Here is a 20,061-nt window from a genome sequence, read left to right as displayed (position 1 = left end):
AAAAGGGTCGGAAGTGATTGAAAAACAGGCACTTGATTCTTTGTGTCAAAAAAAGAGTAGACAAGGTCGGCATCATCATCAATAATGCGCCCCGTTCGACAGCGTAGCGCCCGTAGCTCAGCTGGATAGAGCGCTGCCCTCCGGAGGCAGAGGTCACAGGTTCGAATCCTGTCGGGCGCACCATCAAAAGTGCGCCGGTTAAACGGGCGTGTTGAAGAACGAAAACAGCTGTGGTGGCTGTAGCTCAGTTGGTAGAGTCCCGGATTGTGATTCCGGTTGTCGTGGGTTCGAGCCCCATCAGCCACCCCATTTTACAGCTTGTCAGGTACGCGAAGGTGGCGGAATTGGTAGACGCGCTAGCTTCAGGTGTTAGTGCCCCCCGGGTGTGAGGGTTCGAGTCCCTCTCTTCGCACCATACTTGCTGTATGACGAGGATGACCAGATGGTCATCTTTGTGTTTTTGGAATACCCCCTCGGTGATTAGCGCAGCCCGGTAGCGCATCTGGTTTGGGACCAGAGGGTCAAAGGTTCGAATCCTTTATCACCGACCACATTTGAAAACCCCGCTCAGGCGGGGTTTTTGCTTTTTGGCATTTCTCTTTCGCTTTTTCCTGTCACGTCTTTTTACACTTCTTCAGGCGCCTGTTCGCCACGAGTTCGCTATGCTGGGGCCCGGAGCCGCGAGACAGGGGACGCTCGGGCACGGACCAGATACAAGGCCTATGCATCACCATATCACTTCTCTTCAACTCTCCGTGCTGGCCATGGCCGCACTGCTGCTGGGCGGCTGCGCCCTGCAGCCAAAACCGGAAGATCTTCTGATGGGCGCCGCCCCCAAGCCAAAGGCCGAACTCGAGGCCACCTTGGTGACCAGTGGTGGCTTCTGCGTGACCCTGAGCGAGCAGGGCCGTCTGCTGACTCAGCCCTGTGATCAGCAATCGAACCAATCATTCAGCTGGGATGTCGGTGCCCTGCAACTGGCCGGGGATTGCCTGGTCGCCAAAGGGGAGGATGGTCTGGGGATGGAGGCGTGCCGGGAGGAGAGCCATCAATGGCAGTGGCAGGGGGATCGTCTGTTCAATCGGCAGGTGTCGCTGTGCCTGGATGTGGCGGGTCGCCGTCACAAGCCGGCCGTCCCCCTGCGCCTCGCCGAATGCTATGGCGGCGCAAACCAGAGCTTTGAGTGGACGCCCTCCGGCACGCTGTTGAACCGTCTGATGCACCCGGCTCTGGTGTGGTGACAAGAGGGCGAGAAGCAAAAAGGGTGGCCCATGTGGCCACCCTTTTTCGATCCGCGACGGGGGTACCGTATCAGCGGGTCTGGGAGGCGAACAGTTTCTCCAGATAGACGGCAACGCCATCTTCATCGGAAGTGAGGGTCTGTTCGTGCTCTGGCAGGGCCAGTTTGAGGCGATCGTGGGCGTTGCCCATGACCACGCCACGGCCCACCATGCTCAGCATCTCGAAGTCGTTCATGCCATCGCCGAAGGCCACGGCCTGGGACATCTCCAGGCCGTGCTGCTCCAGCACGGCGCGCACGGCATTACCCTTGTGCACACCGGCATGCATCACCTCGAGGCAGTCAGGCAGGGAGAAGGTGACGTTGAGTCGATCACCATATTGCTGGTTGAGGTGCGCCTCTATCTTCAGCAGCTTGTCGTGGTCGCCGATGTAGAACACCTTGTTGACCCTGTCCTTCGGGTGGCTGGCGAGATCCGCCAGACGGTAGCTGAAGCCGGAGTCGTGATGGAACTTCAGCAACCAGGGCAGCTCCTCTTCCACCAGCCACTCGTCGCCGTAGTAGACGTTGATGTGGATGGACGGGTCGCGTTCCATGGCGATCAGCTCGGCCGCCACCGTGCTCGGTAGCGCCTGGTTGTAGACCAGTTGATCCTGCTTGTCGTGTACCACGGCGCCGTTGGAGGTAATGAGGTAGATATCCAGCCCCAGTGCATCGCGGATGCTGCGCACATCCACATGGTGACGGCCGGTGGCGACCACGAACTTGACGCCCTGGTCGACCAGGCGGTGCAGGGTATCCCGGGTGCGGGAGGAGATCTGGTGCTGCCCGTTGAGCAGGGTACCATCGAGATCGGACACAACTACCTTGAACATCATTACCTCGACTTCAATTGAACGCCGGGGGAGTGTACCCCAGCGTCTGCCGTCACCCCATTTATTTAGGGATCCAAAAAATAACCAGCCCCTTCTGGTCGCGTCAGTAGCGCGCGAAGAAGGCCAGGGTTGCATTGAGCGCGGCGTGGCGCTGGGGATCCGCCTCGATGAAGAGCTCGTGCCAGGCCCCTTCGATACGCAGCGGCTTGCTCCCTTCACATTGGGCCTTGGCGCAGAAGGCCTCCTGGGCGGCGTTGTCCACCACGCTGTCCTCGCCGGCCTGCAGCAGCAGCAGCGGCGTCTTGATGGCGCCGGCGTCGGCCACGGCCGCGTCCGATCCTGTGATGGCCTGATGGATCCAGTGGGCGGTGGCGCCCCCCAGCCTGACCTGGGGATGCTGTTCGTAGATCTGGCGGAAGGCCTGATAACGCGCCGTGCTGTGGGTCAGCTCGTTGTCGGCAAAGCCGTGATCCTCATAGGATCCCTGACCCGGGCCGTAGGGGGGCTCGCCCACCCAGCCGCCGACCGTGCCGATGGTGGCCGCCAACCCCTTGGCCAGCCACTTGGGCAGGCCGCCGAGGTTGATGCCCATCATGGGGGAGGAGAGCACCGCCGCCTGGATGTCGTTCGGCCAGCGTTCCAGATAGCGGGCCGAGATGGCCCCCCCCATGGAGTGGGCCAGCAGGAACAGCTTGGCAGGCTTGTCCGGTACAATCACTTCGTCATGAAACTGTTTGAGATCGGCGACATAGTCGTCGAACTGGTCGACATACCCCTTCTCTTTGTCGGCCAGCATGCGGTCTGACATTCCCTGGCCGCGATGATCGATGAGGTAGAGGCTGTAACCCTGGCGCCAGAGATCCCAGGCCAGCTCCTGATACTTGAGGTAGCTCTCGACCCGGCCGTTGACGATGAGGATGGCGCGATCGATCTTGGGTTGGCGCAGGGCGGCATAGCGGAGGGTGACCCCGTCCTTGCCCTTGAACTCCCCCTCGACGGCATGCTGGCGCCAGAAGTCGGGCAGGGTCTGCTGATAGAGGGCGGGGACGTCGGCTTCAGTGGTCAGCTGGTAAGGATTGCTCACGGCAAGGGCTCCGGCAGAAAACAGGGTCAGGGCCAGCAGGGGCAGGTGGTTAAGCTTCATCAGTGTACTCTTCCGAAGGATCATCCGATTGTTGGGCGGCCCATCCTTTGCGGGTCAGCTGCATCTGCTGCCACCAGCGTTCGTCCGCCAGGATCTCGCCGGCCGGACCGAGCTGGGGGTAGTGCATCTCTTTCTCCTTGCAGAGCTGGGCATAGACGGGATAGCCCCCCTCGAACAAGATGGTGTTCTGCTCTTCCAGGCTGAGTGGACAGCCGCGCTGATAACAGCCGGCCAGTTCGCGCTGGCGCTGGGCCTCGTAAAGGATGGCGGCGGCGGCCACCGAGACGTTGAGGGACTGCACCATGCCTACCATGGGGATGACGATATGGTGATCGGCCAGGGCCAGCGCCTCTTCGCCGATGCCGTGCTTCTCCTGGCCCACCAGGATGGCGGTGGGTCTGGTGTAGTCGATGGCACGAAAGTCCACGGAGCTGTCGGAGAGGTGGGTCGCCAGGATCTGCATGCCGGAGGCCTTGAGTTCGGCCACCGCGCTGCCGATGTCCGGGTGCAGCTTCACGTCCACCCAGTTCTGGCTGCCGCGGGCAGTGCCCTTGCGCTTGTGGATCCAGCTCTTGGGCCAGACCGCGTGCACCCGGTGGATGCCGATGGCATCGGCGGTGCGCACGATGGCGGCCAGGTTGTGAGGTTTATGAACCTCTTCCATGCAGACGGTCAGGTCGAGCTGGCGCATGGCCAGCATGTCGGAAATGCGTTTGAAGCGTTCAGGAGTCATGTCGGTTTCTATGTCGTGAGGCCGGTGCATGCAACAAGGCTGGTGGCCTGCGGCATGGGGCCCTGGGTATCTCTTGAAAAGCAGCAGGCGGCTTGCGCCGCCTGTGTTCAGTTTTTCTGTCGGCTCACCCTGAGCACGTTGGGCATGACCCGGATCTTGCGCATGATGTTGGCGAGGTGGATCCGGCTCTTGGTGGTGATGAGCAGGGTGACCACATAGACCCGGCCATCCTTCTCCTCGGTGCTGATGGCGTGGATGTTGGCGCCGGTGGCGGCAATCACGTTGGCCAGCTCCGCCAGGGCGCCCTGGTGGTTGACGATCTCGATGCTGATGCCGGTGCGGAATTCCTGCTCCTGCTCCTTGTCCACCTCCCACTGCACCGGCAGGTATTTGTCCGGTTCGCGGCTGTAGCCCTTGATGTTGCGGCAGGACTCCTGGTGGATCACCAGTCCCTTGCCCGGGCTGATGTGGGCAATGATGGCGTCCCCCGGGATGGGGCGGCAGCAGTTGGCGAAGGTGACCAGCATGCCGTCGGCCCCCTTGATCGGCATCTTCTTGCTGGTGGATTTGGGCTGCTCTTCCAGCGGCAGTTCATCTCCCAGCATGCGGCGTGCCACCATGACGCTCATGGCGTTGCCAAGGCCCACGTCGGCCAGCAGCCCCTGCAGGTTCTCGTGTTTGGTATCGGCCAGCACCTGCTTGACGCGGGCTTCCGGGATGTCTTCGATGTTCTTGGCGCCGAGGGCATGGTTGAGCAGGCGGCGGCCCAGCACCACGGACTCTTCGGTGCGCAGGTTCTTGAGGAACTGACGTATCTTGGAGCGCGCCTTGGTGGTCACCACGAAGTTGAGCCAGGCCGCGTTCGGGCGGGCGCCGGGGGCCGTGATGATCTCCACCGTCTGACCGGAGTGCAGCGGGCTGCTCAGCGGATAGGGGTGGCGGTCGACCCGGGAACCGACGCAGGCATGACCGATGTCTGTGTGCACCGTGTAGGCGAAGTCCACCGGGGTGGCGCCGGCGGGCAGCTCCATGATGCGGCCCTCCGGTGTGAAGACATAGATCTCGTCGGGGAAGAGGTCGGTCTTGACTCCCTCGATGAACTCGAAGGAGCTGCCGGCGCTCTGTTGCAGCTCCAGCAGGCTCTGCATCCAGCGCTGGGCGCGGATCTGGGCCGTGGTGCCCGAGCTGTCCCCATCCTGCTTGTAGGCCCAGTGGGCGGCGACGCCCTTGTCGGCCATCTGGTCCATGAACTCGGTGCGGATCTGCACCTCCACCGGTACCCCGTGGGGGCCCACCAGGGAGGTGTGCAGGGACTGGTAGCCGTTGGTCTTGGGGATGGCGATGTAGTCCTTGAAGCGACCGGGGCGCGGCTTGTAGAGGCTGTGCATCTGCCCAAGCACCCGGTAGCAGGTGTCTATGTCTTTCACTCTCACTCTGAAAGCATAGATATCCATCACTTCGTGGAATTGCAGTTCTTTCTTCTCCATCTTGTTGTAGATGGAGAACAGGTTCTTCTCGCGTCCACTTACCTGGGCATCGATACCGGCTTCCCGCAGACGCCCCTCAATCTCGCTCTGGATGGAGTCGATGATCTCGCGCCGGTTGCCACGGGCGCGGCGCACCGATTCCCGCAGTACCCGGGAGCGCATGGGGTAGAGCGCCTCGAAACCGAGCTCTTCCAGCTCGTTCTTCATGGTGTGAATACCGAGGCGGTTGGCGATGGGGGCGAAAATCTCGAGGGTTTCCCGGGCGATGCGGCGGCGCTTGTCCGGTCGCAAGGAGCCGAGGGTACGCATGTTGTGAGTGCGGTCGGCCAGCTTGATGAGGATGACCCGGATGTCCTGGGTCATGGCCATCATCATCTTGCGGAAGTTCTCGACCTGCGCTTCCTTGCGATCGCGGAACTTCAGCTTGTCGAGCTTGGAGACACCGGAGACCAGCTCGGCGACGGCGTTGCCAAACTGCTCGGCAAGATCGTCCTTGGTGACAGGGGTATCTTCGATGACGTCGTGCAGCACGGCAGCCATCAGGGTCTCGTGATCGAGGCGCATGTCGCCCAGGATGCGGGCCACGGCAACGGGATGAGTGATGTAGGGTTCACCACTGGAACGCATCTGTCCCTGGTGAGCATCGCGGGCTACCACATAGGCTTGCCTGAGCTTCTCAACCTGCTCGGGTGGCAGGTAGGAACTGGCTATTTCTTTAAGATTTTCAAATAAATACAAGACAGTCCCCGCAGCGGTTAAACGGCAATCCGTGAAATTGAGGGTATGCCCTCGAGTTTGCGAGGTTTTCGAGCGGTTGTAAATGGGGAGAACAGCCGGCACCCGGGCGGGCGCCGACTATGGGAAGCGACTGACTTAGCCGCGACCTTCTGCGATGGCAGCAACGGCAGCCAGCTCGGCGGCTTCCTGCTCTTGCTGCTCGTAGCGGTCCTGAGTATCCATCACCTGGTTGTTGACCAGACCCAGTTCGATCTCGCGCAGGGCGATCACGGTCGGCTTGTCGTTCTCTTCGTCGACCAGGGGATCCTTGCCTTGTACCGCGATTTGACGAGCGCGGCGCGCGGCGACCAGCACCAGGTCAAAACGGTTACCTACCTGTTTTACAGCATCTTCTACAGTAACGCGGGCCATGCGGGACTCCAGTGTTTGGGCTTTCTGTGATTGAAAAAGCAGTGTTTAAAAATGACGCAAAAGTTTACTTGTTTTTGGCTTACTCTGCCAGTAGCTGTTTCAGCAAGTTTTGCTGGGCCTGCTGTTGCTGACGCATTTCCAGGCGCTGGCACTCGATGACGGCCCTGAGTTGGAACAGTGCCAGCTCAAAGTCTTCATTGATGATGACATAGTCATACTCGTCATAGTGCACCATTTCGGCAATGGCTTTCTCCATCCGGCCCTTGATCACCTCGGCGCTGTCCTGGCCGCGGCCGATCAGGCGGCGCTCCAGCTCCTCGCGGCTGGGAGGCAGGATGAAGATGGACTTGGTCGGCATCTGTTCGCGGATCTGGCGGGCGCCCTGCCAGTCGATGTCGAGGAAGACGTCGATGCTCTGCGCCAGGCAGGCCTCGATGGCGGCGCGGGAAGTGCCGTAGTAGTTGCCGAAGACTTCTGCCCACTCGAGAAAGTCACCGCGCTCGATCAGCGCCTTGAACTCTTCCACCTTGACGAAGTGGTAGTGCACCCCGTGCTCTTCACCGGGACGGGTGGCGCGCGTGGTGTGGGAGACCGAGAGTTGCATCTTGCCGGCGGCGTTGTGCTGGGTCAGCAAGGCATTGAGCAGGCTGGACTTACCGGCCCCGCTCGGGGAAGAGATGATATAGAGAGTGCCTTGTTGCGCCATGTCTGTACCTTTAAGCGATGATCCGCGCTTTGGTTGTAGCAGAGGCCGCCGTCTTGTGCCCGATAAGGGAGACGGTTGCTCGCAATGCGCGGAGGAATCAGAGTCAGGAGGATGTAAAGGCGGCGAATCTTAGCAGATGGGGGCGGATAAAAAAACGGCCGGAATCATATTCCAGCCGATCAAAATATCCGTAGCTTGCTGTGCGGGCGTTGCCCGCATAGAGGGCCATTCTGCCCACGGAGCCGGGGCCGGGCCATCAGATTATCCCTGCGCCAGGGCTCGGAATTTCCGAGTTGCCCTGGGTCGGTAGAAGATGCTTGTCGGTACAGAGGCGGTCGAAGGCGGCGATGACCCGCTCGCGGCTTATCTTGGCCATGGCGTCCGGATCCTTGAGGCGGGTGCGCCAGCCGAGCTCGGCCAGCGGCTTGCCGGTCTCCTGCTCAATCAGTTCCTGATAGACGCTGACCAGATAATCCCGGCACAGATAGGGGCCGGTACGCTCCGGGTTGTGGTGGGCGTAGAGGCCGATCACGGGTGTCCCCACCAGGGTGGCCATGTGGGCAGGGCCGGTATCCGGGGCCAGCACCAGGCTCGCCTCGCCAATCAGCGCCAGCAATTGCTTGAGGCTGGTCTGCCCCACCAAATCTGCCGGCTTGCTCTGGCTGAGGCGCTGGATCTCGGCGGCGAGATCCCGCTCCAGCCTGGCCGGTCCGCCGCACAGATAGACCTGAAAGCCCTTGTCTGCGGCGTGATCCGCCAGCGCGGCGTAGCCGGCGGCAGTCCAATTCTTGAATGCCTTGCTGGCAGCGGCGCAGATGAGCAGGGTCGGTTTGCCGCCGATCGTCTCCCGGGCCCAGGTCTGGTGCTCGGCGCTGATGGGCAGTTGCCAGTCCGGGGTCAGATCTTTTATCCCGAGCTCTTTGGCGAAGGCGAGAAAGCCGTCCAGCACGTGGGGGGAGGCGGGTGAGGGGACCCGATGGTTGGTGAACAACCACTGACCGTCGCTGGCGCGCTCCCGATCAAACCCGAGTTTGACCTTGGCCTTGATGCCGAGGGTGGCGATGCTGGCGCGCATGGCGGCCTGCAGGTGGAGCAGGGCATCGAACCTGCGCCCCTTGAGGGTCTGCCAGAGATCGCGATAGCCGCGCCACCCCTTGCTCTTGTCGAAGGGAATGACCTCGACCCCCGGCAGATCGGCGAACAGGGTCGCCTCAATCTTGCCGGTGATCCAGGTGATGCGGGTCTGGGGCCACTCCCGCTGGATGACGCGCACCAGCGCCAGCGCGTGGCAGCAATCTCCGATGGCGGAGAGCCGCAGGATGCAGATGGAGGAGGGCGGCGTTTGGAACAGCGGCATGATGTGGCGCAACGATGGCAAAATGGATGGATGGCATTATGCAAACTCCCCTGTGGATTGTAAAATTGCGCCGGTTGCCCGACCGGCACGGCTTTCTGAATGGATGCCCTGCCCCCACTATCGACCGGAATTCTCATCATGCTGACACACACCACCCACAACCAGGTCTGCTGGTATGCCGACGGAGTCTTCCGCGATCCTTCCCCTGCCTTGTTCGATCCTGTCTGGTGGCAGACCCATCGCCAGGTGGTGGGCTCTTCCATCGGCCGCGGGGTGACCTGGTTCGTGAAGGATGAGTCCCGTCACTTGGTGCTGCGTCACTACTACCGTGGCGGCATGGTGGGCAAGCTGGTGCGTGACCGGTTCTGGTTTGAAGGGGTGGAGAGCAGCCGGGCCATGGCTGAATATCGTCTGCTGGCGACCCTGAGTGAACAGGGGCTGCCGGTGCCGCGCCCCTTTGCGGCCCGCATGGTCAAGCAGGGGCCCTTCTATCGGGCCGACATCCTGATCGAGCGCATTCGCGGCGCCAAGGATCTGGTGGCCCTGCTCAAGCAGGGGCCGATCGCCGGTGAGGTGTGGCACAAGATAGGCAAAACGGTGCGCCAGTTGCACGATGCAGGGGTCTATCATGCGGATCTCAACAGCCACAACCTGCTGCTCGACAAGGAGGGCAAGGTGTGGGTGATCGACTTCGACAAAGGAGCCATCCGCTCCCCCGGCAACTGGCAGCAGGCCAACCTGGAGCGGTTGCTGCGCTCCTTCAACAAGGAGTCGCAACTGCACACCAGCTTCCACTTCGTGCCGGAGAACTGGCAGGCCCTGATGGCAGGCTATCAGGGCAAGGTGGCGTGACGTCGGGTTCCACTTCGTAGCTGGAGGCTGGCAGGCCCTGATGGCGGACCACCGGGGGCGAGAGGTGCGAGGCCAGCGATGCTGGCGCGGTTGCTCGGCGCCAGCACCAATGTTACTTATTGAGTGTGATTGCTTGGACAGATATTCAGATCCGGTTTCGAGGCGCGTGATGGAAAGGTATGAGACTCCCGGGGTTGAGGTCACCACTCCCCTTGAGGTGACGCTGATGGCACAGGCCATGGCGATGTTGGAGGCCGGGATCTGGACCTGGTCGGCCGGGCAGGGTCTGAGGCGGGACCCTTCCTGTCTGCAACTGCTGGGTCTGGAGGGGGGCGAGTTGGGGGATCTCGGCTGGCTGGATCGGGTACATCCGGATGATGCTCCCCGTCTGGCAGAGGCCCTGGAGGCCTGCCAGCATGGGCGCAGTAACGGGCTTCGACTCGAGTACCGCATCCTGCACCATCAGGGCCATTACATCCGGCTGGAGGAGCGGGTCCGTCGCGACGAAGGGGGTCAACTGCTGGGGGTGGTTCGCCATCTGGATGCCGCCATGGCGCCCCTGGAGGATCGCCACGACACGGATCCCCTCACCGGCCTCGAGAGCCGCAGCCACTTCGAGCTGTTGCTGGATGAACGGCTGGCCAGCGAAAGCGGCAGTTTCTGTCTGCTGCAGTTCAGCGTGGATCACCGCAGCAAGATCCTGCAGTTGTTCGGGGAGGCGGCCTGCGACGCCATGCTGGCCAAGCTGGCCCGCATCGTGCGCCGCGAGCTGCGCCGGGAAGATCCCTTCGCCCGTTGGGACGAAGACGGCTTCATCCTGATGCTCTCCCAGACCGATCGGCTGAGTGGCCTGGAGATTGCCGAGCGGCTGCGTCTCGAGATCGCCGACGCCAGCCTGCTGCCCCAGCGTCCGGTGACCGTGAGCATCGGCCTGGTGCAGAGCCAGAGTGCCGAGCAGCTCGATCACCTGCTGGCCCGGTTGGCCTCCTGCCACGGTCAGGCGAAGCGGGAACACAACGCCGTGGTCGGCTGACGGCCAGTCACTGTCCGCGTACCCATTGACGCCGATGGACCCATCAGCGTCAATGGTTTTCAGTCAGCGCTCACTGACCTGCTGACGCTGGCAGACCCAGAGAGAAGCCAGCATCAGCAGGGCGCCCAGACCGAGCCTGAGCAGGTCGGTATCCTTTCCCCAGAGCACCAGATTGACCAGCAGACCCGCGGGGATCAAGGCGTTGTTCATGATGGCCAGCACGCCGCTGCTGACCAGGGTCGCCCCCTTGTTCCACAGGAAGTAGCCGAGCCCGGATGCCCCGACCCCCAGCCAGAAGAGGATGCCCCATTGCAGGGAGCTGGCGGGATATTGAGGTTTGCCCAGCAGCCACCAGGCGGGCAGGGCGATCACCAGGGCGCCCAGATAGAAGCAGCCGAACACCGCCAGCTGGGGCGGCTGCTCAGCCTCCCGGGCCAGCAGCACCTTGTAGCCTACCTGGCCCAGAGCGAAGCAGACGTTGGCGCCCTGCACCACCAGGAATCCCAGTACATAGTTTTCGGTCAGGCCGTCGAAACGGATGACGGCCGCCCCCAGCACCGCCAGCAGGGCCCCCCACAGATAGACAGGCTTGAAGCGCCCTTCCAGCAGGTCGTGGATCAGGGTGACATAGATGGGGGTGAAGATGGTGAACACCAGCACTTCCGGTACCGTCAAGAGCAAGAAGGAGTGGTAGTAGAAGAGATACATGATGCCGAGCTGGATGGCACCGAGGGCCATCAGCTTGGCCACCAGATCGGGGCGCAGCCAGCGACGGCGCAGGAAGGGCAGAAACACCAGGCTGGCGAGCACGATGCGGGTCAGTACCGAGAAGTAGGCATCCACCTGACCGGCAAGGTAGACCCCGATCAGGCTGAAGGAGAAGGACCAGAGCAGGGTAACCCCTATCAAGTAGTTCATGTGATTGAATTGTCGTCAGTTGTCAATTTGGAGGGCGCTATGATGGCCGAGTTGGAAGGCGCGATCCAGCGTTTATGGGAAGGGTTGTCACAGATCGGAGCATTTGCCTTCGAGGCGAGCAACGGGGTCGGATCCGCCACCGACTGGTGCGGTCGCGGGGAGGGTGCCGTGGTGGTGACCGATCACCATGGGGGGTGGCTGTATGCCGAGACGGGTCGCTACACCACGCCCCATGGCCGGGAGCTGACCATGCACAACCGCTTCTGGTGGCAGCGCACCGCACGGGGGATCATGCTCTCCCACCTGCGCTACGAGCAGCCGGTGATGCTGTTCGAGCTGTTGCCCCGGGGGGACGGGCACTGGGTCACGGCCGAGCCTCACCTGTGCGGGCAGGATCACTACAGCGCCGAGCTGACCGAAACCGGCGAGGGTTTCCTGCTCGCCTGGCAGATAACGGGGCCGCGCAAGAACGAGCGGTTGAGTTATCGCTACGGACCAGAGGCGCAGAGATAAAAAAACCGGCGCAGGGCGCCGGTAGAGGGGACAAATCGGAGGTTTTGTTAAAACGGTCCCAAAAACAGGAGAGATACACTCTCGTCACACACGCAGAGAGGGTCTTCAGGCATTCAGTGCATAGTTCAGCATGGCTTGCAGCTTGCTGTCGAAGAACCAGGGCAGCAGCACCATCAGCAGACCCAGCACCCCGGCCAGCCGGTGGCGATACTGCCAGCCGGCTATCAGTACCAGACCGCCGCAGAGGGTGGTCAGGATGCCTGACATAGGGCAGCCTCCCGCTGTTGGCGGCGCTGCTGTGCCCACTGGTTGAGGGCGACCGAACCCAGGATCAGGGCCAGCGCCACGCCCGTGGTGGACTGGATCTGCTCGCCGAGGAACAGGGCTCCCAGCATGACGCCGAACAGCGGCACCAGGTAGTTGCTGAAGGAGGCGAAGGTCGGGCCCGCCTTCTGGATCAGCGCCATGTAGAGGAAGTAGACCAGGCCGGTACAGAAGATCCCCAGCATGGCGACGGCGCCCATGGCCTGCTGGCTCGGCAGGGTGAGGGTGCTCAGGTCGGCCACGAAGGGCGCGGCCAGCAGCAGCTGGATGGCCGAGGAGATCAGGATGTTGCGGGCCACGACCACAGGATGGTCCTTGGCGAAGCGCTTGATCATCAGCAGGCCGATGGCGAAGCAGCTGGCACCGAACAGGATGGCCATGGCACCGAGCAGGCCGGCATTCATGCCGCTGGTCAGCTTGGGCCAGAACAGTACCAGCACGCCGACGAAGCCGATGATCACGGAGACGAGGCCGCCCTTGGTGATTCTTTCACCAGAAATAAACAAGGGAGCCGCCAGAATGGTCACAAAGGGGATACAACCCATGACCACGGCCGCGATGGCGCTGTCCACATACTGTTGTCCCCAGGCCACCATGATGAAGGGGATGGTGGCGTCGAGCAGGGCGATCAGCATATAGGTTCGCCAGGGTGTGTGTTCACTCTTGAGGCGCATGAACAGGCAGAGCAGACCCAGGGTCAGGCTGCCGCACAGGGCGCGTCCGGCGGCCACCATGATGGGGGGCAGTTCAGCCACGGCCTGGTGCATGAAAATGAACTGGGAGCCCCACAACAGGCCGATCGCCAGCAACAACAGATAGCTACGCATTTGAATCTCCGATGTAATTCGCCTGCGCATTCTATGCAATCTGCTACTATGCCAAAAATGAATTGTCGTCATTCAACTATGGCCAATATCGATGGAACTGCCCCTCTCCCGCCTCGACCTCAACCTGCTCACCGTGTTCGACATGCTGATGCAGGAGCGCAACGTCACCCGTGCCGCCGAACGGCTGCACCTCTCCCAGTCCACCGTCAGCCATGCGCTGGGGCGGCTGCGAACGGCGCTTGACGACCCCCTGTTCGTGATGAGTCGGCGCGAGATGATGCCGACCGAACGGGCCAAGGCGCTGGCGAGCCCGGTGCGCCAGGCGCTGGCCATGCTGGAGCAGGGGCTGCGTCAGGCCAAGGGATTCGACCCGGCAAGTGCCCGGCGGATCTTTCGCATCGCCACCCCGGGCTCGGTGGAGCACGGCCTGGTGCCGGTGCTGGTGGAGTGGATGGTGCAGCAGGCTCCCCATTGCCGACTGGAAGTGTGCGAGCTGGCGGACAGCGACTACGAGCGGGAGCTGGAGAAGGGGGAACTGGATCTGGTGATCGGGTTTGCCGGTGCCAACCATCTCTCGCCCCGGTTGTGGCGCGAGGAGTGGTTCAGCAATCCGCTGGTCTGTTTGTCGCCCCTCGGCAGCGCTCTGCCCGACATGCTGGGGCCGGGAGAACTGGTCAGCCGCCCCCATATCCACACGTCCAGCTGGGGCCACAGCCAGGCCATGGTGGATCTCTGGCTGGCCCGTTTCGGGGTAGAGCGGGAGCTGGGGGTCAGGCTGCCGAGCTTTATGGCGGTACCGCCGCTGATGGCGACCGGCCGCTACCTGGTGGTGGTGCCCGAGATGATCGGGCGCCACTTCTGTCGCCACTATCCGTTGCGCCTGCACCAGCTGGAACCCGCCATCCCCATCGTCTACCTGATGGCGGGCCACCCGCTCAGTGCCCATGACGAGGCGATCGGTTGGTTCAAGGGGTTGTTGCACCGGCTGGCGAGGGAGCGCTACGGCGCGGATGCGCTCGGCCATCCCGCGCCGCAGGGGGCAGATCACGCCAATCCGGAGAAGTAGTCCAGCCCCATCGCACCCTTCACCTCGGCCAGCACCTCGTCGGTGAGGGCCCGGGCCTGCTCGGTGCCCTGCTGCAACAGGCGCAGCAGCTGGCGCTTGTCGGCGATGGCTGCCTCGCGCCGCTCCCGCATCGGAGCGAGCAGGGTCTGCAGGCAGTCGTTGAGTACCTGCTTGCAGCGCATGTCCCCCAGACCACCGCGCTGGTAATGGGCCTTCATCTCGGCCACCAGTGCCTTGTCGGGGTGGAAGGCATCCAGATAGGCGAACACCGTATTGCCCTCCACCTGACCCGGATCGCTCACCTTGAGGTGATTGGGGTCGGTATACATGGCGAACACCGCCTGCTTGATCTCGCCGCTCGACATGCCGAGTTCGATGGTGTTGCCAAGGGACTTTGACATCTTGGCCTTGCCGTCGATGCCGGGCAGGCGGCCGGTGTCGCTCAGGATGGGCTGGCACTCGGTCAGCACCTCTTTGCCCACCAGGGTGTTGAAGCGGCGCACTATCTCGTTGGTCTGCTCCAGCATGGGCAGCTGATCCTCGCCCACCGGCACGTGAGTGGCACGAAAGGCGGTGATGTCGGCGGCCTGGCTGACCGGATAGACGAGGAAGCCGGCGGGCAGGCTGCGCTCGAACCCTTTCTGCTGGATTTCGGCCTTGACGGTGGGGTTGCGCTCCAGCCGTGCGACGCTGACCAGGTTGAGGTAGTAGGTCGTGAGTTCGGCGAGGGCGGGCAGGGCGCTCTGCAGGCAGAAGGTGGTCTTGGCCGGGTCGAGGCCGGCGGCCAGGTAGTCGGCCATTACCTCCAGCACGTGATCGGTCACCTTGGCCGGGTTGTGGCCGTTGTCGGTCAGCGCCTGCAGATCGGCGATCATGACGAACTGGCGGTAATGGTGCTGGGCGGCCACGCGCTGGAGCAGGGAGCCGACGTAGTGGCCGATGTGCAGTTTGCCGGTGGGGCGGTCGCCGGTCAGGATCACGGGGTTGTGCATGTCACTCTCTCCAGTTGGGTGAGCCGGGAGGCGACAAAGGGATGAAAACAATGACCGCCTCTCGGCGGTCACGGTGTTTTCTTTGGGAAATTTTACATAGAAAAGCAGTGCCGCCTGTTTAGAAGCAGCACCACCAGTAGTTGTGATTGAATGAGGTCATATTCATGGCAAATCACACTACGCCTGTTCGATCACTTCTGCAAGGGCACGACCAGCATGTCGCAGGGCACGGTATTCATCAGCTGGCGTGCGCTCGAGGTGAGCAGGCTCCAGAAGCTCTGGCGATGGCCGCACACCAGCAGGTCGATCTGGTAGTCCTTGACCGCCTGGTTGACCCGCTCGCTCAGATCGCCGCAGATCACCAATTTCTTCTCGATGGGGTAGTCCACCGAGGCGAGGAAGGCTTCCAGCTTCTCCTTCGCTTCGGCGATCACCTGGTCCTGCACGTTGTCGATGTCGATGTCGATCATCTCGGTGTAGAGATCCTTGAGGTCCACATCCACATGGATCACCGACAGCTTGGCGCCGTTGGAGCGGGCCCGGTCGACCGCCTTCTCGATCACCTTGCGGTTGTCTTCCGACAGGTCGATCGCGGCCAGTACGTGTTTGTAATAGGTTCCATTCATGGGAGTTCTCCTCACTGATCCTGGGTCCACTATACCAATGTCTGCTGAAACTAAAACGGCATCGTCGCCACAGTTTCAGGATTTGCCTGACCCCGAACCGGAAGGCGTAGAGGTGCAGGTGGCCGGGGAGTGCATATTTTGAACAGGAGTTTGACGCCGGTCACAGGCGTGCTATTGCCCTCGGGAAGGTGGGGGAATAGGATGTGCCCGTGCTTCGCAATGAACACAAAACAACAAAAAGCATCTGAATACCGCTTTGGGGAGCCTCGTGCTCCCTTTTGTTTTTCTGCCCTCTTCCAGTCCATATCCCGTCCGACATCAAGGTAATCCCGCCCCCCTTGGTTATGCTGTAGCCAGTTCCCTTGGCAAAACGGCCAGGGCCCCTCACCTGCAACCGGGTGACGCTGTCATGGCCGTTTCTCATGCCCCACCGATGCACCGGAGAGTCCTTCATGATCATTCATCCCCAGATCCAGGGTTGTGTTGCCCGCAATTGCCACCCCATGGGTTGTCGCGCCGCCGTGCTGCAACAGATCGAACAGGTGCGGGCGGCGGGGCCGTTCAACGGGCCGAAACGGGTGCTGGTGCTGGGGGCATCGTCCGGTTTCGGGCTGGCGTCCCGGATCGCGCTCACCTTCGGCGCCGGGGCCGATACCCTGGGCGTCTCGTTCGAGCGGGGTCCCTCCGACAAGGGGCTCGGCAGTGCCGGCTGGTACAACAACATCTGGTTTCGTCAGGCGGCGGAGCAAGCCGGTCGCATCGCCGTCAACCTGATCGGAGATGCCTTCTCCGACACCATGCGCCAGCAGGCCATCGACGTCATCCGCCAGCAGCTCGGGCAGGTGGATCTGGTGGTCTATTCACTGGCGAGCGGAGTCAGGGTGATGCCGGATGGCACACAGGTACGCTCGGTGCTCAAGACCACAGGCCAGCCGCTGCAAGGCTGGGGGCTGGATCTGGAGCACGATGCGCTGGTGCAGCAGTCGCTGGTGCCAGCCACCCCGGAGGAGATCCGCGACACGGTCACCGTGATGGGGGGAGAGGACTGGCAGCGCTGGATGCAGGCATTGCAGCAGGCGGATTGCCTGGCCCCCGGCGCCCGGACCGTTGCCTACTCCTATATCGGCCCCGAGTCCACCTATCCCCTCTATCGGGACGGCACCATCGGCTATGCCAAGGAGCACCTGCACGCCACCGCCGAGACCATCAACCTGCAACTTGCCGGGATTGGCGGTCATGCCTGGGTGTCGGTTTGCAAGGCGCTGGTGACCAAGGCGAGCGTGTTTATTCCGGTGCTGCCTGTCTATCTGGGCCTGTTGATGGGGGTGATGAAGGAGCGTGGTGTCCACGAGGGCTGCATCGAGCAGATGCAGCGGCTGTTTGCCGACAAGATGTACGGGCCCAGAGGAGTCGTCGCCGATGGCAACCGGCTGATCCGGATGGATGACCACGAGCTTGAGCCAGCGGTGCAGGCCGCCGTCTCGGCGCTCTGGCCCAAGGTGACGCCGGAGAACTTCCGCACCCTGGGGGATTTTGCCGGGTTGCGCCAGGAGTTCATGCAGCTCAACGGCTTCGAGCTGCCGGGGGTGGATTACGGTGCGCCGGTGAACGTGGCGTCACTCACTGAGCTGGCGCCCTGACACCCGCACGAGGGGCCATCAGGCGACGTTGCAGGCCAGTTCAGGGGAAAGGTGGGGAGACTGGGCCAGCACGGTCTGGTTGCGCCCCTGGCGCTTCGCCTGATACATGGCCATGTCGGCCCGATGGATGAGCTGGCTCAGGCTGTCATCCTGCGTCGAGCGTTCCGCCACCCCGATGCTGATGGTCATGTGGGGGGCGGCCAGGTAGGCGATCCGGCTTCTCAGCTGCTCCGCCAGCCGCCAGCAGGTGGCCCCGTCCTGGGTCATGGCCACCAGAAATTCTTCCCCGCCCCAGCGCCCGATCAACTGCTGGTCCGGCGCCCAGCTCTTGAGCTCCCTGGCCAACTGCCGGATAGCCTGATCCCCCGCCTGGTGACCATGCTTGTCGTTGATCTGCTTGAAGTGATCGATGTCGATGATGAGCAGGGTCAGGGGCGTTTCGTGCAGCCACTGCTGACCCAGTCTCTCCAGCAGGGCGCGCCGGTTGGGCAGCCCGGTCAGCTGATCGAAGGTGGCGAGCTTGTAGAGGTGGCGCGAGCTGCGGTGGAGCCTGCGGGTGGTGAGCCCGAGCAGGATCAGGGCGACGGCCAGCAGCACCAGCAGCAGCAATTGGTAGTAGCGGGCACTCTGCTGGTTGAGCAGTTGCTGGCGCTTGTTCTCGTTCTCCTGCTGCAGCGCGCGATTGCTGGCCTCGCTGCGAGCCAGATCCATCTCGACCTGGAAGGCGGCCGCGTGCTGGCTCAGGGTCTGGTTGAAGTGCTGCTTGTAGTACTGCATGTAGCGGGTCATGGCCCCGTAGGCCTCGGGGTAGCGGCCCAGATCGGCCAGCAACCTGGCCTGCATCGCCCGACCATCCATGGAGAGAGGGGCGGTGTGCTCCATCAGCAGTTGCAGGGCCAGCTGCTTCTCGCCACGACCCAGCAGGGTTCTTGCCCTGATCTCGGTCAGACGGGAGGCCGCCTGCGGGCTATCCAGCCTGTTATAGATGGCTTGTGCCTCCTCCAGGCTGCGCCAGGCGGCGTGCCAGTCCGCCCGTGCGTTGAACACCATGGCCTGGTAGCCGAGGACGATGGCACGATAGTGGGGTGACAGGCTCGGCGTGGCCAGCAGGGTATCGAGCAACTGGCTGGCCCTGGCAGGCTGACCCATGTCGATGTAGAGCCTGGCCATGTTGGCCCGGATGATGGCCTGGCTGTTGGGTTCGTTGAGCTGCACCATCTGGCCGAGGGCATCCTGATAATAGGTCTCGGCCTCACGGTAGAGATTGAGGTCCGCATAGAGGTTGCCGAGGGTCATCAGCAGACGGCCGCACTGCAAGGTGGAGAGGATGGAACCCGGCTCTTTCTGCTTGAGGTGATAGGCGGTCTTGAGCTCGAGGATCGCCTCTTTCATCTGCTGGGTACGGTAGAGGGCGAGCCCGTTGAGGGCATGCCACTCCGAGACTTGCCTGGGGTGATGCCGGACTGCTGGCCAGAGCTGGGTTAGCAGATCGAGCGCCTGATCCGGCGTATCGGCATCCAGGGTCAGGGCAATCTGCTGCAACCGGAAGTCGAGCAGGCGAAGGGTCTCCTGCTGGGCATTGGCCAGACCGCGGGCGCGGGCATTGTCGCGCTGTGCCTGTGAATAGCGGCCAAGGGCTGCCTGGGCCAGGGACTTGGCGTAGAACAGTTCCATATCCTGCTGGGGACTGGCGTCGAGGCGCTGCAGATAGCCGACGGGATCGCGCGCCGCCTGCAATTCAGCCTCTTTCAGCAAGGAGGGAGCTGCCTGCAACTGGGTCATCCAGAGCAGCGCCAGTGCCATTATGAATCTCATTGAATCCTTTCCCCGACCAATGGCGCCATCATAATGGCTGATGTCACCTACACCATGTTTCTTTGCTTCTCTATAACCGTATGGGGGAGAGGATGAGGTGAAAAGTCGTCGCAACTGCGGGGTGCGTCGGTTGTCTCTGGTTGCGTCAGGATGCAACAGTGGCGACAATCGTGGGCAAATCACAGTGGAGAATCATCATGTTGGCCAAAGCCATGATCGAGAAGTTGAACGAGCAGATTAATCTTGAATTCTATTCCTCCAACCTCTACCTGCAGATGAGCGCCTGGTGCGAGGACAAGGGCTTCGAGGGGGCCGCCACCTTCCTGCGTCAGCATGCGGTCGAGGAGCGCCAGCACATGGAGCGCCTGTTCACCTACGTGAGCGAGACCGGCGCCATGCCGGTGCTGGGGGCCATCGAAGCGCCTCCCCACGAATTCAAGTCCCTGGGTGACATCTTCCGCACCACCCTGGAGCACGAGTATCACATCACCAAGTGCATCAACGGTCTGGCCCACGTCGCCTTCACCACCCAGGATTACTCCACCTTCAACTTCCTGCAGTGGTACGTGGCCGAGCAGCACGAAGAGGAGAAGCTGTTCAAGAGCATCGTCGACCGTCTGAGCCTGGTGGGCGAGGATGGCAAGGGCCTCTATTTCATCGACAAGGAGCTGGCCGAGCTGGCCAAGGGCGCCCCGGCCAGCATCATGGACGGCAACGCCTGATAGTCGTGGACACTTAGTGTTCAGTCAGTACAATGACGGCCC

The 20,061-nt window shown here is 62.3% G+C and carries 20 protein-coding genes and 4 tRNA genes; 11 read left to right on the top strand and 13 right to left on the bottom strand.

Features of this window, described 5'->3' with window-relative positions:
- The first annotated feature begins 106 nt into the window (after positions 1-106).
- From I6L36_RS12505 to I6L36_RS12485, 5 genes are all read left to right on the top strand, one after another.
- A tRNA-Arg gene (locus I6L36_RS12505) sits at positions 107-183 on the top strand.
- A gap of 50 nt (positions 184-233) precedes the next feature.
- Positions 234-309 (top strand) — tRNA-His (locus I6L36_RS12500).
- Positions 310-329: 20 nt separating this feature from the next.
- Positions 330-415 (top strand) — tRNA-Leu (locus I6L36_RS12495).
- 59 nt (positions 416-474) lie between these two features.
- Positions 475-551 (top strand) — tRNA-Pro (locus tag I6L36_RS12490).
- A 171-nt stretch (positions 552-722) separates the two neighbouring features.
- Entirely contained in the window at positions 723-1,241 is a 519-nt protein-coding gene (locus I6L36_RS12485; RefSeq protein ID WP_053287965.1) for a ricin-type beta-trefoil lectin domain protein, read from the top strand.
- Between the two features lie 70 nt (positions 1,242-1,311).
- Here the strand turns inward: I6L36_RS12485 and I6L36_RS12480 are convergent, their stop codons facing one another.
- From I6L36_RS12480 to I6L36_RS12450, 7 genes are all read right to left on the bottom strand, one after another.
- The gene (locus I6L36_RS12480; RefSeq protein ID WP_049637091.1) at positions 1,312-2,115 is read right to left on the bottom strand and encodes a Cof-type HAD-IIB family hydrolase; all 804 of its coding nucleotides are present in this window, start codon (positions 2,113-2,115) and stop codon (positions 1,312-1,314) included.
- A gap of 103 nt (positions 2,116-2,218) precedes the next feature.
- Positions 2,219-3,259, bottom strand: coding sequence for an alpha/beta fold hydrolase (locus tag I6L36_RS12475; protein ID WP_053287966.1), 1,041 nt, complete (start codon positions 3,257-3,259; stop codon positions 2,219-2,221).
- Complete coding sequence (trmH, locus tag I6L36_RS12470) at positions 3,249-3,992, bottom strand: tRNA (guanosine(18)-2'-O)-methyltransferase TrmH (RefSeq protein WP_053287967.1); 744 nt, start codon at positions 3,990-3,992, stop codon at positions 3,249-3,251. The genes I6L36_RS12475 and trmH overlap by 11 nt, the downstream gene beginning before the upstream one ends.
- Before the next feature lie 107 nt (positions 3,993-4,099).
- The gene (gene spoT, locus I6L36_RS12465) at positions 4,100-6,217 is read right to left on the bottom strand and encodes a bifunctional GTP diphosphokinase/guanosine-3',5'-bis pyrophosphate 3'-pyrophosphohydrolase (protein WP_053287968.1); all 2,118 of its coding nucleotides are present in this window, start codon (positions 6,215-6,217) and stop codon (positions 4,100-4,102) included.
- Between the two features lie 135 nt (positions 6,218-6,352).
- Positions 6,353-6,628, bottom strand: coding sequence for a DNA-directed RNA polymerase subunit omega (gene rpoZ, locus I6L36_RS12460; RefSeq protein WP_005307060.1), 276 nt, complete (start codon positions 6,626-6,628; stop codon positions 6,353-6,355).
- A 79-nt stretch (positions 6,629-6,707) separates the two neighbouring features.
- The gene (gene gmk, locus I6L36_RS12455; RefSeq protein ID WP_053287969.1) at positions 6,708-7,334 is read right to left on the bottom strand and encodes a guanylate kinase; all 627 of its coding nucleotides are present in this window, start codon (positions 7,332-7,334) and stop codon (positions 6,708-6,710) included.
- A 256-nt stretch (positions 7,335-7,590) separates the two neighbouring features.
- Positions 7,591-8,691: a glycosyltransferase family 9 protein gene (locus I6L36_RS12450; RefSeq protein WP_053288182.1), complete on the bottom strand. Its 1,101-nt coding sequence runs from the start codon at positions 8,689-8,691 to the stop codon at positions 7,591-7,593.
- 138 nt (positions 8,692-8,829) lie between these two features.
- Between I6L36_RS12450 and I6L36_RS12445 the strand changes: the two genes are divergently transcribed.
- On the top strand, positions 8,830-9,543 hold the full coding sequence (locus I6L36_RS12445; RefSeq protein WP_010672321.1) for a 3-deoxy-D-manno-octulosonic acid kinase: 714 nt from the start codon (positions 8,830-8,832) through the stop codon (positions 9,541-9,543).
- Between the two features lie 169 nt (positions 9,544-9,712).
- A complete protein-coding gene (locus tag I6L36_RS12440) occupies positions 9,713-10,576 on the top strand; it encodes a sensor domain-containing diguanylate cyclase (RefSeq protein WP_053287970.1) in 864 nt (287 codons plus the stop codon).
- A gap of 63 nt (positions 10,577-10,639) precedes the next feature.
- On the opposite strand, the gene I6L36_RS12435 is transcribed toward I6L36_RS12440, so the two are convergent.
- Complete coding sequence (locus tag I6L36_RS12435; RefSeq protein ID WP_053287971.1) at positions 10,640-11,494, bottom strand: carboxylate/amino acid/amine transporter; 855 nt, start codon at positions 11,492-11,494, stop codon at positions 10,640-10,642.
- 42 nt (positions 11,495-11,536) lie between these two features.
- Here I6L36_RS12435 and I6L36_RS12430 point away from each other — a divergent pair, with 42 nt between their 5' ends.
- Positions 11,537-12,007 (top strand): DUF6314 family protein, encoded by a 471-nt coding sequence (locus I6L36_RS12430; RefSeq protein ID WP_039040696.1) that lies wholly within the window; start codon positions 11,537-11,539, stop codon positions 12,005-12,007.
- A gap of 105 nt (positions 12,008-12,112) precedes the next feature.
- Here I6L36_RS12430 and I6L36_RS12425 read toward each other — a convergent pair whose 3' ends face one another.
- Positions 12,113-12,274, bottom strand: coding sequence for a hypothetical protein (locus I6L36_RS12425; protein ID WP_010672325.1), 162 nt, complete (start codon positions 12,272-12,274; stop codon positions 12,113-12,115).
- On the bottom strand, positions 12,259-13,158 hold the full coding sequence (locus tag I6L36_RS12420; RefSeq protein WP_042882104.1) for a DMT family transporter: 900 nt from the start codon (positions 13,156-13,158) through the stop codon (positions 12,259-12,261). Before I6L36_RS12420 ends, I6L36_RS12425 begins: the two co-directional genes overlap by 16 nt.
- A 91-nt stretch (positions 13,159-13,249) precedes the next feature.
- Here I6L36_RS12420 and I6L36_RS12415 point away from each other — a divergent pair, with 91 nt between their 5' ends.
- A complete protein-coding gene (locus I6L36_RS12415; RefSeq protein ID WP_039040672.1) occupies positions 13,250-14,224 on the top strand; it encodes a LysR family transcriptional regulator in 975 nt (324 codons plus the stop codon).
- On the opposite strand, the gene trpS is transcribed toward I6L36_RS12415, so the two are convergent.
- Positions 14,203-15,216 carry a tryptophan--tRNA ligase gene (gene trpS / locus I6L36_RS12410; RefSeq protein WP_053287972.1) on the bottom strand — a complete coding sequence of 338 codons (1,014 nt, stop codon included), beginning with the start codon at positions 15,214-15,216 and terminating at the stop codon, positions 14,203-14,205. The two genes, I6L36_RS12415 and trpS, sit on opposite strands and share 22 nt — an antisense overlap.
- Positions 15,217-15,407: 191 nt before the next feature.
- Positions 15,408-15,842: a universal stress protein gene (locus I6L36_RS12405; RefSeq protein ID WP_010672329.1), complete on the bottom strand. Its 435-nt coding sequence runs from the start codon at positions 15,840-15,842 to the stop codon at positions 15,408-15,410.
- Positions 15,843-16,294: 452 nt separating this feature from the next.
- Between I6L36_RS12405 and fabV the strand changes: the two genes are divergently transcribed.
- Positions 16,295-17,482: an enoyl-ACP reductase FabV gene (gene fabV / locus I6L36_RS12400; protein ID WP_048209408.1), complete on the top strand. Its 1,188-nt coding sequence runs from the start codon at positions 16,295-16,297 to the stop codon at positions 17,480-17,482.
- A gap of 18 nt (positions 17,483-17,500) precedes the next feature.
- On the opposite strand, the gene I6L36_RS12395 is transcribed toward fabV, so the two are convergent.
- On the bottom strand, positions 17,501-19,285 hold the full coding sequence (locus I6L36_RS12395) for a GGDEF domain-containing protein (protein ID WP_216987141.1): 1,785 nt from the start codon (positions 19,283-19,285) through the stop codon (positions 17,501-17,503).
- A gap of 209 nt (positions 19,286-19,494) precedes the next feature.
- Here I6L36_RS12395 and ftnA point away from each other — a divergent pair, with 209 nt between their 5' ends.
- A complete protein-coding gene (gene ftnA, locus I6L36_RS12390) occupies positions 19,495-20,019 on the top strand; it encodes a non-heme ferritin (protein ID WP_010672333.1) in 525 nt (174 codons plus the stop codon).
- Positions 20,020-20,061 lie beyond the last annotated feature (42 nt).

Source organism: Aeromonas sp. FDAARGOS 1406 (assembly GCF_019048565.1).
Taxonomy (GTDB): domain Bacteria; phylum Pseudomonadota; class Gammaproteobacteria; order Enterobacterales; family Aeromonadaceae; genus Aeromonas; species Aeromonas caviae.
Note: the sequence above shows the minus strand (reverse complement) of the source record. Positions and strands in the feature narration are given on the sequence as shown.